General features: G+C 70.5%; 11 protein-coding genes and 1 pseudogene. 6 read left to right on the top strand and 6 right to left on the bottom strand.

All coding sequences use genetic code 11. From position 1 onward, the window contains the following. Positions 1-89 precede the first annotated feature (89 nt). The 4 genes from FV223_RS01975 to FV223_RS01990 all read left to right on the top strand — a co-directional run bounded on the left by FV223_RS01975 (position 90) and on the right by FV223_RS01990 (position 5,213). A complete protein-coding gene (locus FV223_RS01975; RefSeq protein WP_147725207.1) occupies positions 90-2,960 on the top strand; it encodes an EAL domain-containing protein in 2,871 nt (956 codons plus the stop codon). 167 nt (positions 2,961-3,127) lie between these two features. Continuing rightward, on the top strand, positions 3,128-3,559 hold the full coding sequence (locus FV223_RS01980) for a DUF805 domain-containing protein (protein WP_187274633.1): 432 nt from the start codon (positions 3,128-3,130) through the stop codon (positions 3,557-3,559). Positions 3,560-3,817: 258 nt separating this feature from the next. After that, complete coding sequence (locus FV223_RS01985) at positions 3,818-4,249, top strand: hypothetical protein (RefSeq protein WP_210247490.1); 432 nt, start codon at positions 3,818-3,820, stop codon at positions 4,247-4,249. A 34-nt stretch (positions 4,250-4,283) separates the two neighbouring features. Then, positions 4,284-5,213, top strand: a complete 930-nt coding sequence (locus FV223_RS01990; protein WP_187274634.1) for a ferredoxin--NAD(+) reductase — start codon at positions 4,284-4,286, stop codon at positions 5,211-5,213. Positions 5,214-5,358: 145 nt separating this feature from the next. On the opposite strand, the gene FV223_RS01995 is transcribed toward FV223_RS01990, so the two are convergent. Beyond that, positions 5,359-7,821, bottom strand: a complete 2,463-nt coding sequence (locus FV223_RS01995) for a glycogen/starch/alpha-glucan phosphorylase (protein WP_246686339.1) — start codon at positions 7,819-7,821, stop codon at positions 5,359-5,361. Between the two features lie 392 nt (positions 7,822-8,213). On the opposite strand from FV223_RS01995, the gene FV223_RS02000 reads away from it, so the two are divergent. Together FV223_RS02000 and glgA are read left to right on the top strand one after the other, a co-directional pair. Continuing rightward, on the top strand, positions 8,214-9,800 hold the full coding sequence (locus FV223_RS02000) for an alpha-amylase family glycosyl hydrolase (RefSeq protein WP_147725214.1): 1,587 nt from the start codon (positions 8,214-8,216) through the stop codon (positions 9,798-9,800). Positions 9,801-9,977: 177 nt separating this feature from the next. Beyond that, positions 9,978-11,513 carry a glycogen synthase GlgA gene (glgA, locus tag FV223_RS02005; RefSeq protein ID WP_147725216.1) on the top strand — a complete coding sequence of 512 codons (1,536 nt, stop codon included), beginning with the start codon at positions 9,978-9,980 and terminating at the stop codon, positions 11,511-11,513. A gap of 13 nt (positions 11,514-11,526) precedes the next feature. Here glgA and FV223_RS02010 read toward each other — a convergent pair whose 3' ends face one another. From FV223_RS02010 to FV223_RS02030, 5 genes and pseudogenes are all read right to left on the bottom strand, one after another. Next, positions 11,527-12,972 carry a DUF2142 domain-containing protein gene (locus tag FV223_RS02010; RefSeq protein ID WP_187276018.1) on the bottom strand — a complete coding sequence of 482 codons (1,446 nt, stop codon included), beginning with the start codon at positions 12,970-12,972 and terminating at the stop codon, positions 11,527-11,529. Then, the gene (locus FV223_RS02015; RefSeq protein WP_147725220.1) at positions 12,969-13,667 is read right to left on the bottom strand and encodes a VTT domain-containing protein; all 699 of its coding nucleotides are present in this window, start codon (positions 13,665-13,667) and stop codon (positions 12,969-12,971) included. The genes FV223_RS02010 and FV223_RS02015 overlap by 4 nt, the downstream gene beginning before the upstream one ends. Beyond that, on the bottom strand, positions 13,664-14,422 hold the full coding sequence (locus tag FV223_RS02020) for a glycosyltransferase family 2 protein (protein WP_147725222.1): 759 nt from the start codon (positions 14,420-14,422) through the stop codon (positions 13,664-13,666). Before FV223_RS02020 ends, FV223_RS02015 begins: the two co-directional genes overlap by 4 nt. Before the next feature lie 54 nt (positions 14,423-14,476). Then, positions 14,477-15,436 (bottom strand): glycosyltransferase family 2 protein, encoded by a 960-nt coding sequence (locus tag FV223_RS02025; protein ID WP_147725223.1) that lies wholly within the window; start codon positions 15,434-15,436, stop codon positions 14,477-14,479. Continuing rightward, positions 15,433-15,740, bottom strand: a pseudogene (locus tag FV223_RS02030) (rhamnosyltransferase); the annotation flags it as partial. The pseudogene FV223_RS02030 and the gene FV223_RS02025, both read right to left, overlap by 4 nt.

The following is a 15,740-nucleotide window of genomic DNA, read 5'->3' on the forward strand; positions in this document are numbered from 1 at the left end:
TGCCGCCTTGCTCCAGGTTAATCCCGCCTTTACCACTGCGCGGAACCTGAGCCGTACTCGCCGCCGTACCCGGCCGGAACACTCGCCCGTTGCGCATCCTCGCCCTTTATCTCGCACTCTTCTGCGGCCTTCTGCTCAGCGGTTCCGCTCGGGCCGTGGAGGCGGTGCGGGTCACCCTCGACGCGCCGGTGATCGACCTGACGACGGCGATCGAGCGCTACCGCTCGGACGGCGACCTGATCCAGATCTCGACGGCACCGGGCAAGGACGGCATCGTCCGCCGCATCGTCGTGAAGGCGCGCGATGCCGGCGCGCGGCCCGACTGGATGGTGTTCGCGCTCACCAACGACACCGACGAGCAGATCGAGCGCATCCTCGTCGCGCCGCATTTCCGGCTGGTCGATTCCGGCGTGGTCTGGCCCGATCTCGGCGGCTCGCGCATCGCGGCGATCACCGCGAGCCAGGGCATCCGGCCCGAGCGCAACGAGAACCCGGAAGCCGACGAGTTCGTCATCACCCTCGATCCCGGCACGACGATCACCTACGTCGCCGAGCTGCGCGGCCCGAACATCCCGCAGGTGCACCTCTGGGACCAGGACGCCTACCGCAAGAAGGCCGCCGGCCTGACGCTCTACAAGGGCATCATCATCGGCATCAGCGGCCTGCTGGCGCTGTTCCTCACCATCGTCTTCGTGGTCAAGGGCGCGATCATCTTCCCCGCGGCGGCCGCGCTCGCCTGGTCGGTCCTGGCCTATGCCTGCATCGATTTCGGTTTCCTGCAGCGGGTCTTCCCGGTCACCGAGCTGGCGGAGCGGGTCTACCGCGCCTCGGCGGAGGCGGTGCTGGCCGCGACGCTGCTGGTGTTCCTGTTCGCCTACCTCAACCTCTCGCGCTGGCACGTGCGCTACAGCCACGTCGCGTTCTTCTGGCTGACCTTCCTGGCAGGGCTCGTCGGCCTCGCCCTGTTCGATCCGCCGGTGGCGGCGGGCGTCGCGCGCATCTCGATCGCCGCGGTCGCCGGGGTCGGGCTGCTGCTGATCGCCTACCTCGCCGCCCATAACGGCTACGACCGCGCCATCCTACTCGTGCCGACCTGGACGCTGCTCGTCGTCTGGGTCACGGCCGCCGGCTTCGCGGTGACCGGCCAGATCGGCAGCGAGCTGACCCAGCCGGCGCTGATCGGCGGCCTCGTGCTGATCGTCATGCTGATCGGCTTCACGGTGATGCAGCACGCCTTCGCCGGCGGCGGCCTCACCCACGCCCTCGTCTCCGACACCGAGCGGCGAGCGCTGGCGCTCACCGGCGCTGGCGACGTGGTGTTCGACTGGGACGTGCCGGGCGACCGGGTCTTCGCCGGCCAGGAGATCGAGGTCCAGCTCGGCCTCAAGCGCGGCGCATTGGAGGGGCCGGCCGCGAACTGGCTCGGGCTGCTGCACCCGTTCGACATCGAGCGCTACTCGGCCACCCTCGACACCATGATCGAGGAGCGGCGCGGCCGCATCGTGCACGATTTCCGCCTGCGCACCTCGGGCGGGGCCTATTACTGGTACCGCCTCAAGGCCCGCCCGGTGATCGGCAACGACGGCGAGGTGATCCGCATCGTCGGCACCATCGCCGACGTCACCGAGATCAAGACCGCCGAGGAGCGCCTCCTGCACGACGCCGTGCACGACAGCCTCACCGGCCTGCCGAACCGCGAGCTGTTCGGCGACCGTCTCGATGCCGCGATCGCCTTCGCGAGCCAGGACCCGCGGCTGAAGCCGACGGTGATCGTCCTCGACATCGACCGGTTCAAGGGCATCAACGACGCGATCGGCCTCTCGGCCGGCGACTCGATCCTGCTCACCCTGTCGCGCCGCCTCGGCCGCCTGCTGCGGCCGCAGGACACGCTGGCGCGCGTGGCCGGCGACGAGTTCGCGGTCATCCTGCTGTCGGAACGCGATTCGGACCGCATCCTGGCCTTCGCGGAGATGATCCGCCGCGCCATCGCGACGCCGATCACCTATGCCGACCGCGAGATCTTCCTCACCGTCTCGATCGGCCTGGCGCTGCACGAGACCGGCGCCAGCCTCAAGCGCGACGAGGTGTTCAAGAACGCCGAGACCGCGATGGTCCAGGCCAAGCGCGGCGGCGGCGACCGCATCGAGGTGTTCCGCGCCGATATGCGCGCCGAGCGCTCGGACCGGCTGATGCTGGAGAGCGACCTCCGCCGCTCGCTCGAGCGCAACGAGATGAAGGTGCTGTTCCAGCCGGTCGTCCGCCTAGAGGACCGCACGGTGGCCGGCTTCGAGGCGATCCTGCGCTGGGATCACCCCAAGCTCGGGCGCATCCCGCCGGCCACCTTCATGCCGGTCGCGGAAGAGAGCGGGTTCGTCGTCAACCTCGGGATCTTCGCCCTCGAACGGACCGCGCTGGAGCTCGCCGCATGGCAACGCTCGCTCGAGGTCGACCCGCCGATCTTCGCCTCGGTCAACGTCTCGTCGCGCCAGCTGCTGCGGCACGACCTGCTGCACGACGTGAAGACGGTGCTCGCCCGCTCCGGCGTGATCCCGGGCTCGCTCAAGCTCGAGCTCACCGAGAGCCTGGTGATGGAGAACCCCGAATACGCCGCGCAGATGCTGACCCGCATCCACGATCTCGGCGCCGGGCTCTCGCTCGACGATTTCGGCACCGGCTACTCGGCGCTGTCCTACCTGCAGCGCTTCCCCTTCGACACGATCAAGATCGACCAGTCCTTCGTCCGCCAGATGGCCTCGGGCAAGACGGCGATCCTGCGCTCGATCGTGCGGATGGCCAACGAGCTCAACCTCGCCATCGTCGCCGAGGGTGCGGAGTCCGAGGCCGACGCCCAGGCCTTGGCCGAGCTCGGCTGCGACTACGCGCAGGGCTACGCCTTCGGCGAGCCGATGACGATGCTGCAGGCCCGCCAGCTCGTGGGGGCGGCACCGGAAGCCGCGTGATCGGGGTTTCATCCCCAGGTCGATTGCTCCGGCGTCCCGAACTCTTGCACCCCCGTCCCGCGGTCGCCCTTCGCGTTGAAGCCAAGCTTTCGGCACCCTACGGCTCGATCGCCGGCCGATCCCGCAGAACCATGCGCGGACGGAGGGCCGATGGGGCTGTCGACATCATGAAAAAACTTCTCTTCTCCGCCGAAGGCCGGATCGGGCGCGCGACCTTCTGGAAGGGCATCCTCGGCTCGGTGTTCGGCGCCATCATCGTCGCGTCCGCGCTGAACTACGTGCTGGCCCAGATGATCCCGAACGAGGCCGCCGCAGGGGAAGGCTTCAAGGTCGATGGGCCGGCAGCGATCCCGTTCGTAATCCTGAACCTCCTCACCACGGTCTTCATCGTCTGGTCGTCGGTCTGCCTCGGGATCAAGCGCTACCACGACCGCGACAAGCCCGGCGTCTGGGTGCTGCTCTCGCTCATTCCGCTCGGCAACCTCTGGTACTTTATCGAGACCGGGTTCCTGCGGGGCACGGTCGGCCCGAACACGTTCGGCCCCGACCCGCGCGGCCGTGGCCTCGCGACGTCCGCGGGCCTGTCTCCGGCGATCTGACGCCGCGCGATCGACGCTGTGACGATCCCGAATCGGTGACGTCGCAGCGTTTCCGCGCGCGATGCGCACCCATTTCGGTCGGCGACGGGTGCGCAGCCGAATTTCCTGAGGCGGACGGGCGCCATGCTCGCCCGTCGCCGACCGGAGGAATCGGCGCGTGACAACCGCGATTTAAGCCTCCCTTAACCATGCCGACGGAAGGTTGTGTGGAGAAATGGCAGGGCGCACGACGCCCCTGCCGCGTGCTGGAGAACGGTGATGGCCGAAGCGGCAAGGCGGTTTCGCGAGACGAGCGGATCCGATGTGGTACGCCGGCTGATCGCGCGCCCGATCCGCCTCGACCCGCCGCGCAGCGCCGCGCCGACCGCATACGCGATGCCGGCTTATGAGCCGGCCGACGCCCAGCTCGAGGCCGCGTTCGCCACCTCGGAGCACGAGATGGCGGCCCTCGAAGACCTTGAATTCCAGGACGAGACCTTCGACGGCGAGCCCGAGGAGGACGTCGTCGAGCGGCTTCAGGCCGAGATGGCGGTGATGAAAGCCATCCTGATGGCCGAGCGGGCCGAGGCGGCTTCCCTACGCGCCCGGATGGCGCTGCACGTCGAGCCGGAGCCGATCGGCGCGGAGGCGCGTGCCACCCGCGAGCGCTGGGCCGGCATGGTCGATCGCCTGCTGATGTCCCCGCGCTGATCGCCGCCATCCTCATGACATTCGGGAGACGACCATGAGCGCGCGCTGCTCGCTCGTCGTCAACGGCAAGTCCGTCCGCATCGCCACCGGCGACACCCCGCTCGATGCGGCGGTCGCCGACGGCATGATCGCGACCGCCCAGGCGACCCACGGCGCCGCCGTTCCGGGACAGGGAGCGACTCCCGGAGCGCGCCGCGTCCCGGGCCGCCGCGAGCGGGTCGACCCGATCAAGCTGGCGCTTCCGGCCGGCCCGTCGATCCACGCGCATGCGGAGGAGCCGGCCCCGGCGGTCGCGATGCGCACCGGCACCGTCACCGAGGTCCGCGCGCTCACGGCGCATGTGATCGAGCTCGTCGTCACGGTGAGCAAGGACCTGCCGCTCGGACCCGGCGCCCAGGTCGCGCTCGCGCTCGACGGCGTCGGCCTGCGCACCCTGTGCCCGACGCTGCGCGTCGACGGCTCGGCGGAACTCAACGAGCTGGTGTTCCACCTCGCACGGGACGAGGACGGCTGGTCGCTCGCCGATTCGCTGCCGCTGCATTCCGAGGTGAAGATTCGCGGCCCGGTCGGACGCGCGCAGTACCGCCCCGGCGGCGGGCGCCTCGTGCTGGTCTCGGCCGGCTGCGGCTTCGGGCAGATCTGGTCGATCGCCCGCGCCGCCCGCTACATCGAGCCGACTCGCGACCTCTGCGTCGTCGTCGGCGCGCGCGATCCGCTGGATCTCTACATGCGCGAGAGCCTGGAATGGCTGCGGGCGACGGGTGTCGGGCGCATCGTGCTCAGCGCCGACCGCAGCCGCCAGCGGCCGCCGGACGTGCGGCCCGGACCGCTCACCGCTCACCTGCCGGCTTTGCGCGCCACGGACGTGGTGCACGTGGCCGGCGACAGCTCGACGGTGGGCGCGGTGCAGGTTCTCGCGGCTGCCGTCGGCGCACGATGCTATCCGGTCCTGGTCGACGCGTAGATCGCCCAGGCGCCCGCCTCGTTCTCGCTTTGCGACACGAGCCACCCTGAGCCTGAGCGGCTGGCCTGTGCAGCGATTCTCTTGAAGGCGCCCGCCCTTCCCTCCCCCGCAGGGGGGAGGGAAAACCGCGGCGAGAGGCGTCCCCCTAGACCTGCACCCGCCAGATCTCCTGCGCGTATTCCCGCATCGACCGGTCCGACGAGAACCAGGCCATCCGCGCCGTGTTGCGGATCGCCTTGGCCCACCAGCCGGCCTGGTCCTTCCAGGCGGCGTCGATCTCGCGCTGGACCCGCCAGTAATCGTCGAAGTCGACGGTGAGCAGGTACTGGTCGCGGTGGCGCAGGTCGTCGGTCAGCGGCCGGAAGCGGTTCGGCTCGTCCGGCGAGAACCGGCCCGAGGCGATCATGTCGAGGGCGGCGGCCAGGCGCGGCGAGGCCTGGATCGCGTCGCGCGCGTAGTTGGTCTCGGCGATGCGGGCCTGAACGCCGGCGGCGTCGAGCCCGAAGATGAAGATGTTGTCCGCACCGACATGGTCGCGGATCTCGATGTTGGCGCCGTCGAGCGTGCCGACCGTGAGCGCGCCGTTGAGCGCCAGCTTCATGTTGCCGGTGCCCGACGCCTCCATGCCCGCGGTCGAGATCTGCTCGGAGAGGTCGGCGGCCGGAATGATCGCCTCGGCGAGGCTCACCGAATAGTTCGGCAGGAACACAACCTTCAGGCGGTCGGCGACCTCGGGGTCGTCGTTGACGGCCTTGGCCACGTCCAGCGCCAGCTTGATGATCAGCTTGGCCTGGCTGTAGCTCGGGGCCGCCTTGCCGCCGAAGATCTTGACGCGGGGCGTCCAGTCCTTGTGGGGCTCGGCCTTGATCGCCTGGTAGAGCGCCACCGTCTCGATGACGTTGAGAAGCTGGCGCTTGTATTCGTGGATGCGCTTGATCTGCACATCGAACAGCGCCGAGGGGTCGACGTCGATCCCGGTGCGCTCGGCGATGATCCCGGCCAGCGCCTGCTTGCGGCTGAAGCGGGCCGCCGCGTAGCGCTTCACGAAGGCCGGATCCTCGGCGAAGGCGTCGAGCCCGCGCAGCAGGCCGGGATCGTCGAGGACGCCGGGCCCGACCGCTTCCACCGCGAGGCGGGTCAGGCCGGGATTGGCGTTGTGCAGCCAGCGGCGGAAGGTGATGCCGTTGGTCTTGTTGACGATCTTGTCGCCGTCGAGCGCGTGCAGGTCGCGGAACACCGTCGAGCGCATCAGATCGGTGTGAAGCGCCGAGACGCCGTTCACCCGACGCGCGCCGTGGAAGGCCAGGTGCCCCATCCGCACCCGGCGCCCCTGCGATTCGTCGATCAGCGAGACCGAGGCGAGGTGGGCGGCGTCGTGGCGGCCGTGGCGGCCCTGCTCCTCAAGGTGCATCCAGTTGATCAGGTAGATGATCTGCATGTGGCGCGGCAGCAGCCGCTCCATCAGCTCCACCGGCCAGGTCTCGAGCGCCTCCGGCAGCAGGGTGTGGTTGGTGTAGTTCAGCGTGTTGGTCGTGACGTGCCAGGCATCGTCCCACTGCAGCCCGTGATCCTCCAGCAGGATGCGCATCAGCTCGGGCACGGCGATGGCCGGGTGCGTGTCGTTGAGCTGGATCGCGGCGTGGTCGTGCAGCGAGCGGACGTCGCCGCGCTCGGCCACGTGCCGCCGGACGAGGTCCTGCAGCGAGGCTGAGGTGAAGAAGTATTCCTGGCGCAGGCGCAGCTCCTGGCCGGCGGTTGACGAGTCGCTCGGGTACAGCACCCGCGAGATCGCCTCGGCGCGCATCCGGCTGCAGACCGCGCCGACATGGTCGCCGCCGTTGAACTGCGCCAGATCGACCGGCGCCTCACTCTCGGCCTTCCACAGGCGGAGCGTGTTCACGGTCTTTCCCCGCCAGCCGACCACGGGCACGTCGTGCGCCACCGCGAGCACCGTCTCGGCCGGATGCCAGTGCCGGCGGATCACGCCGTGCGAGACCGCCGCCATGGTGACGTGGCCGCCGAAGCCGATCGCGTAGGTCGCGTCCGGACGCACGAACTCCCAGGGGTTGCCCTCCGCGAGCCAGGTCTCGGGTGCCTCGCGCTGCCAGCCGTCCTCGAAGGTCTGGCGGAACAGGCCGTGGTCGTAGCGGATGCCGTAGCCGATCGCCGGGATGCCGATGCTCGCCATGCTCTCCATGAAGCAGGCGGCGAGGCGGCCGAGGCCGCCATTGCCCAGAGCCGCGTCGGGCTCGGCGCCCTCGACGGTGCCGAGGTCGACGCCCAGGCTCTGCAGGGCGGCACGCGTGGTCTCGACCAGGCCGAGATTGTTCATCGCGTCCGACAGGAGCCGGCCGATCAGGAATTCGAGGGAAAGATAGTAGACCCGCTTGTTCGGTACCGACGGGTCTGCGGCCTGGCAGGCGTCGACGATCCGGTCGCGCAGCGCGAGGGCGGTGGCCGCGAACCAGTCGCGCTCCCGTGCCGTCTCGGGAGACTTGCCGATCGCGTAGGCGAGCTTGGCGCGGATCGCTTCGCGGAGGTCGGCGACGGCATCGCCCGAGGCGGGCTGCGCCGGCTTGTCCCACACCTGCGGTTCACGGAACGGCACGGTGCTCGTCCGATCCGGCGCGTCGGATCGCGCGTCGCCGGGTACGGGTGCCAAGATAGCGTCTTTCAGCACGTGCAATCCCCCATCGTCGGCCCCGGCGCGTCTTCGCGTCTCGGGAGCGCCGCTTGCGTTCGTCGGCGGCGATCGACCCCTGTCCCGGATCGACGATCCTGCGGTCGCTCACCGGTCTTGTCGAGGCGTCGCTGGGGCTCGATCCCGTCGATGGCGGCGATCTGATTCGCCTTTGTGTCCTTTCAGACACAAGCACCGTCGCACCGAAACCCGACAGGACTTTGTCACGCCGGTGTTGAACTCCGGGTGAACCGTACCCCCGTCGCCTCCCGCCGGCGAAAACGCTAAAGCCGAGCCTGTCAACTTCGGGGATATCGCTCATGGCCGGCACGGTCTGGTGGAAGCGCGGCACGGTCTACCAAGTCTATCCGCGCTCCTTCCAGGACACGGACGCCGACGGGATCGGCGACCTGCCCGGCATCACCGCCCGGCTCGAGCATCTCGCCTGGCTCGGGGTCGACGCGGTTTGGATCTCGCCCATCTACCCGTCGCCGATGGCCGACTACGGCTACGATGTGTCCGACTATTGCGGGATCGATCCGCTGTTCGGCACGCTGGCCGACTTCGACGCCCTGGTCGCGGAAGCGCATCGGCGGCGGCTGAAGGTGATTCTCGACTTCGTGCCGAACCACAGCGCGATCACGCATCCCTGGTTCGCGGAAAGCCGCGCGTCGCGCACGAACCCGCGGCGCGACTGGTACATCTGGCGCGATCCGGCCCCGGATGGTGGGCCGCCGAACAACTGGCTCAGCAACTTCGGCGGACCGGCCTGGACCCTCGATCCGGCCACCGGGCAATACTACTATCACGCCTTCCTAAAGGAGCAGCCCGACCTGAACTGGCGCAACCCGGCGGTGCGGACGGCGATGCACGACGCCCTCCGGTTCTGGCTCGAGCGCGGCGTCGACGGGTTCCGCGTCGACGTGATCTGGCACCTGATGAAGGATGCCGGATTCCGCGACAATCCGGCCAATCCCGACTTCTCGCCCGAGCAGCCGGAGATCAACCGCTTCGCCCAGGTCTACTCCGCCGACCGCCCCGAGGTGCTCGACGTCATCGCCGAGATGCGCGCGGTGCTGCGCCCCTACGGCGAGCGGGTGCTGATCGGCGAAATCTACCTGCCGATGGAGCGGCTGATGGCCTATTACGGCCCGGACCTCTCCGGCGCCGACATGCCGTTCAACTTCCAGCTGATCCAGACGCCGTGGAGCGCGGAGGCGGTGTCCGACCTCGTCGAGAACTACGAAGCCGCGCTGCCAGACGGCGGCTGGCCGAACTGGGTGCTCGGCAACCACGACCAGCCGCGCATCGCGGCCCGCGTCGGGGCGAACCAAGCGCGGATCGCGGCGATGCTGCTGCTGACGCTGCGCGGCACGCCGACGCTGTATTACGGCGACGAGATCGGCCTGGCCCACGTGCCGATCCCGGCCGACCGCGTCCGCGATCCGTGGGAGCGGAACGAGCCCGGACACGGCCGCGATCCCGAGCGGACGCCGATGCAGTGGGACGGCGAGGTCCATGCCGGCTTCTCGACGGTGGAACCGTGGCTGCCGCTCTCCGACGATGCGGCGGCCCGGAACGTCGACGCGCTCCGCGACGATCCGACCTCGATCCTCACCCTGTACCGGCGCCTCCTCGCGCTGCGGCGCGAGCACGCGGCGCTTTCGGTGGGCGCGTATCGCGGCATCGCGACCGAAGCCGCCGACGTGTTCGCCTATGAGCGGTTCGGCGATGACGGCGCGTTCCGCATCCTGCTGAATTTCGGCGGCGCCTCGCACACGCTGGCCCTGCCCGCCGACGAGAACTGGACGGTGCTTCTCTCGACCCGCGGGCATCGTGGCGGCGATGGCGCGGTCGCTTCCATCGCGCTCGGGCCGGACGAGGGGCTGATCCTGCAGAAGTGCTGAAACCGCGAACCTAAATGCCGCAGTGCAATGCGATGAACCGCGCATTAACGATCTGCCTGGCCTAGATTGTGCGTCGCAGCGGAAACCCGGCGGAGCACGAGGGCGTTGGCAATGTCGAGATCGGCTGCGGATGGAACGGTGCGCCAGGACCGATCCGCACGGCGCGGAAACCCATCGATGGTCGAGCCCCACGCGTACCACCCGGCCGCCGCGAACCTCGATCGGCCGATCCTGACGCCGTCGCACGCCCTGCCCGACCTTCGCACCGCACTCCAGCCCCGCATCCTCTACGCGACGCCGGAGATGGCCGATTTCGTGAAGACCGGCGGTCTCGGGGAGGTCGCCGGCGCGCTGCCGCGGGCGCTGCGCAAGCACTACGACGTCCGCGTCCTGATCCCCGGCTACCGGCAGGTGGTCGACGCGTTTCCAAACATGCCCGTCGTGGCGCGGCTCGACGGCTTCGCCGGCGTCCCGCCCTGCGACCTCGGCCTTGTCGAGACCGGCGACGGACTTCGCATCTACGTCCTACTCAGCCCCGGCCTCTACGAGCGCGACGGAACTCCCTACGGCAACGCCGACGGCGACTTCCCCGACAACGACCTGCGCTTCGCCCGGCTGAGCCTCGCCGCCGCCGAGATCGCGCAGGGCGCCGACCCGGCCTGGGCGGCCGATCTCCTCCACCTCAACGATTGGCAGTCGGCCCTCGCCCCGGCCTATCTCGCCTGGCGCCGGATCCGCGTGCCGAGCGTGCTGACGATCCACAACCTCGCCTACCAGGGCCTGTTCCCGCGCGAGACGATGGCGCGCCTCGGCATGCCTGAGGACGCCTTCGACATGAACGGCGTCGAGTTCTACGGGCAGCTCTCGTTCCTCAAGGCCGGCCTGTACTACGCCACCCACGTCACCACCGTGAGCGAGACCTACGCTCGCGAGATCCTGACGCCGGACTCGGGCTGCGGCCTCGACGGGCTGCTGCGCACGCGCGCCGCGCAGGGGCGGCTCGCCGGCATCCTCAACGGCATCGACGAGAGCTGGGACCCGCGCACCGATCCGCACCTCGCGACGCGGTTCGAGGCCGACGACTGGAAGGGCAAGCGCGCCAACGCGGAATCGGTGCGGCGCCAGTTCGGGCTCGCGGTCTCGCGCGGGCCGCTCTTCGCCATCGTCTCGCGGCTCGTGCACCAGAAGGGCATCGACCTCTCGATCCAGGCGGCCGAGACCATCGTCGCGGAGGGCGGACAGCTCGTGGCCATCGGCCAGGGCGAGGCGCGGTTCGAGGATGCGCTGCGCGGCCTCGCCCGGCGGCACCCCGATTCGGTCGGCGTCCATGTCGGGTTCGAGGAGCGCGACGCGCGGCGTATGTTCGCCGGAAGCGACTTCCTGCTGATGCCGTCGCGTTTCGAGCCGTGCGGCCTCGCGCAGATGTACGCCCAGCGCTTCGGCTCGCTGCCGATCGTGCGCCGCACGGGCGGCCTCGCCGACACGGTCGAGGACGGCGTCACCGGCTTCACCTTCGCCGACACCTCGTCGAAGGGCTTCACCGGTGCCGTCCGCCGGGCGCTCGACACCTTCGGCCAGAAGAAGCGCCTGAACGCCATGCGCCGCACGGCGATGTCGCGCACCTTCGGCTGGGACGATGCCGCGGCCAATTACGGCACCCTCTACGGCCGCGCCTTCGGCAACGGCGCCGCCCTGCGCTGGCGCGCGGCCTGACTGGAGCCGCCGCTCACAAGGCTACGATCGGGACCACGACGAGGCCGAGGGCCGCGACGGCGACCGCCGCGTAGTGGACGAGGCGTCGGGGGGGCGCGGCTCCCGCCTCGGCATCCGGCCTCAGGACCAGCGCGAAGATCGGCAGGATCGGCAGCAGGTAGCGTCCCTGGGGCCCGTCGATGCGCGGATCGCCGACATTGGTCCAGCTGAGATACTGCGAGATCAGGACGAGCCATAGGGCGAGCGCGGCGGCGAGCACCAGCAGCGCGAGGGTGGCGCCGCTTCCGGGGGCTCGCCCGGTGCCGGCCAGGGCCGCCGCGAGGGCGAGGATCCACAGCGCGTGCAGCGCTGCCGGAAGGTGGCGGTCGTGCCAGCGCAGGATGCCGACGACGCCCTCGGTCATCGTCGCGGCGTGCTTCACCGTCAGCAGGAAGCGCGCCGGCACGGTCAGGAAGCGCATCGGCTCCGCGATCAGCACTCGAAGCTGCGCCGCCGGGTCGGTGCCGTGGAAGGTGGCCGGACGGTCGCCGGGCCAGAGCGGGCCGGCCTCGTAGGGCGGCCGTGGAACCTGGGTCGCGATCGTCGCGGTGGCATATGCGGTCCAGAGCACGGCCGGCAGGACGACCGCCACGACCGCAGCCGGGCGCGAAAGCAGGCCGGCGCCGATCCGGCGCCCGGTTCCGCCCGGGAGCGGCAGGAGCAGGATCAGCGCGATCGGAGCGTAGGGCGGCTTCGCCAGGAGGATCAGCGCGATCAGGATGGCGGCGCCGGCGAAGCGTCGCCGCGCCCGCGGGTCGTCCGGCTCATGGGTGAGCAGCGCGACGGCGAGGATCGCGACGGCGACGATCAGCCCGTCCTGGTTGAACGAGGCGGCGAGCGACAGGGTCATCGGCAACGCGAGGAGGGCGAACAGCCAGGCCCGGCCGCGGCGTGCCACCGCGAGGGCGCAGAGGCCGATCAGCGCATAGGCCGCCACGTCGAACAGGCGTCCGAGCCGGGCGGAGGCCCGCGCCGACAGGTCGAGGGCATGACCGATCCCGAGGCCGGCGGCCGACGGCAGGTAGAAGACGGGGAAATAGGTGGCGATCGTGTAGAGCGGCGCGAAGGCGCCGGTCCGGCGCCAAGGGCCGGTGCCGACGGCCGGATCGACGGGCGGCGCCGCGATCTTGGCGTTGTCCGGCATGCGGGTGCGCGCCAGCTCTTCCCAGACGGGATCGACCCGGACGCCCGCCGCCATCGCGGATCGCCCGTCGGGGCCGACGATGGTCTCGCGATGCCCGACGATCTGCCCGTCGACGAGGCTCGCCGCGCGCATGAGGTGGGCGGGCTCGTCCGCCACCTCGCCGAGGGGGATCGCCAGCGCCAGCACCAGGCTGAGCGGCATCGCCAGGAGCAGGAACGCACCGAGCCAGAGACGGAGGTCGTCGGCTGCGCGGCCGGAAACCGAGCCGAGGGTCATCGCTCGGCGCCCTCGAACGGCCCGAGCGCGCTGCGCAGCCTCATCGTCAGGCCGAGGGTCGCCGCGATCCCGATCCCGAGGAGGATCGGCGAGAGCCATGCCGTTCCGCCGGTCGCGGCCAGGACGCCGCTGCGCCCGGCCGCGCCCGTGAGGACGCAGACGAAGAGGCCGGGCAAGGCTGCGAGCGTGCCGATGGCGTAGGCGCCCGCGTGCACGGTGGTGAGGCTCAGGGCGAAGCTCGTCGGCGCGAACGGCAGGATCGGCGACAGGCGGATCAGGCCGACTGCCTTCCAACCGTCGGCAACGATCATCCGGTCGATGGCAGCCAGCCGGCGGCCGCCCGAAACCCAGCCCGCGAGGTACGGGCGGAGCCACGACCGGCCGATGGCGAAGCTCGCGCCCGCGCCGAGCAGCGTCCCCGCCGTCGCGAGGGCGAAACCGAGGCCGGGCCCGTAGAAAGCGCCCGCCGCCACGCCGATGAGGGAGGCCGGCAGGATCCCGACGGTGGCGACGAGGGTCTGCGCGAGGACGAGGCAGGCCCATCCGGCCACGCCGAAGGCCGCACCGGCGCTCATCGCTGCGTTGAGCAGGTCGAGGATCATTCCGGGGAAGACCGCTCCGAGCACGATCGGGACCGCGATCGCAGCCAGCAGCACCCCGCCCGCCAGGACGAGGTGGGTACGTGCGGCGTTCATCGCCGCGGCGTCCCGGTGGGGGCGAAGAGCGGTTCCCGGCGGATCCCGAGGCGGTGCAGGCGGTAGGCGAAGGCCATCCGCAGCACGCCGAAGCCGTAGACGACGCTGCGGCGGAAATTGATCGACGAGGCTTCGGGGAAGTACCGCGTCGGGCAGGAGATCTCGCCGATCCGGAACTCGGCCTGCATCGCCAGGGCGAGCATCTGGTTGTCGAACACGAAGTCCTCCGAGCAGCGGTCGAGGGGGATCGTCTCGATCACCGTGCGGCTCCAGGCGCGGTAGCCGGAGTGATATTCCGAGAGCTTCTGGCCCATGAGGAGGTTCTGCAGCAGCGTCAGCACGCGGTTGGCGACGTACTTGTACCGCGGCATGCCCCCGACGAGGGCGCCCTTGCCGAGGATGCGGGAGGCGAGGACCGCATCGTACTCGCCCGAGACGATCATCGAGGCCATCGCGGTGACCAGGCGCGGCGCGTACTGGTAGTCGGGGTGGAGCATGACGACGATGTCGGCGCCCCGCGCCAGCGCCGCCTCGTAGCAGGTCTTCTGGTTGCCGCCGTAGCCGCGGTTGCGCTCGTGCCGGATGGTGTGGATGCCGAGGCCCTCGGCGATGAGGGCGGTCCGGTCGCGGCTCGCGTCGTCGATCAGGATGATGTCGTCGACGATGTCCTTGGGGATGTCGTCGAACGTCTTCTGAAGGGTCGCGGCAGCGTTGTAGGCCGGGAGGACGACGGCGATCTTCTGTCCGTGAAGCATGGATCCTGCTGACGTCGGCGCGCTTCGGGACGGTCCGTCGCGCTTGTGTTCGGGTCAATCGGCGCGGCGCAGCCGCGCGAGAAGGGCGGGAACGGCGCCGCCGAGCAGCGCCGCCGCGTGGACGACCTGCCCGGCCTCGCGCAGGGACCGGCGACGCAGCGCCAGGGCGAGGCGCAACGGGATCTGGACCGCGAAGGTCGCCGCCAGCAGCGCGAGGGCGGTCGCCGCACCCTGGTGCTTGGCCGCATAGAGGATGCGGCTGCGCTGGATGTAGAACAGGCGCCGCGCCCTCACCTGCCGGGTCGTCCCCTGGCCGTCGTGCCGGACCGTCGCCTCGGCGACGTGGCGCACCGTGAAGCCCGCATCCCAGGCGCGGGCGCAGAGATCGACATCCTCGTAATAGACGTGGAAGCGCTCGTCGAAGCCGCCGAGCCGTTCGAACAGCGACCGGCGGATCAGCAGGAAGGCGCCCATCACTTGGTCGACCGGACCGGACGCGGCATGGTCCCACTCCGTCATGAAATGCGTCGGCACCCGGCTTGGCATCACCCGGTCGAGATGAAGCTCCTGGCCGATCAGGCTGCCCGCGGTCGGGCGCCTTGCGCACATCCGCTGCACACGGCCGGCTTCGTTGACCAGCTGTGCGCCGACGACGCCGACCGTCGGATCGGCGTCGAGCGCCGCCAGCGCCAGACGCAGCGCATCCGGCCCAACCTCGGTGTCGGGGTTGAGGAACAGGATCGCCGGCGCCCGGCCGACCGCCGCGCCCTGGTTGCAGGCGCGCCCGAACCCGGCATTGTCGGCGTTCCCGATCACGGTGAGGCGCAGGTCCGGCCGCTCCAGGCCGTCGGCGGAGCCGTCGGTCGAGGCGTTGTCGACCACGACCACGTCCGTGGCGGGATCGTCGCCGGCGGCGGCCAGGCTGGCGAGGCAGGCGCGCACCAGGGCGCCGCCGTTCCAGTTGACGATCACGACGTCGATCGCGGGCGGTCGATCCGTGCGGGGCGTCGTCATGGCGCGTCGAAGGGGCGGCCGAGGCGACCGCGGAAGCCGTCGAGCACCGCCCCGGCCAGCCGCCGCAGCACCGCCGGGCGGTAGCCGCTGTCGCGCCAGTACAGGAGCGTCTGCACCGGGAGGTAGGCGACTTGGCGCAGCTTCCACGGCAGCGGGATGTGCCGCAGGCGCCAGCCGTAGACGGAGTTGCGCAGGTAGGTCGCCATGCGGAACAGCGGCTGGCGCGGCGTCTCGATGCCGAGCGCGCGGATCGTGCCGCCGCCGACGCGGTGGCCGATCGCGGCGTCCTGCGCCATCCAGCAGC

It is taken from the genome of Methylobacterium sp. WL116 (assembly GCF_008039455.1).
GTDB lineage: Bacteria > Pseudomonadota > Alphaproteobacteria > Rhizobiales > Beijerinckiaceae > Methylobacterium.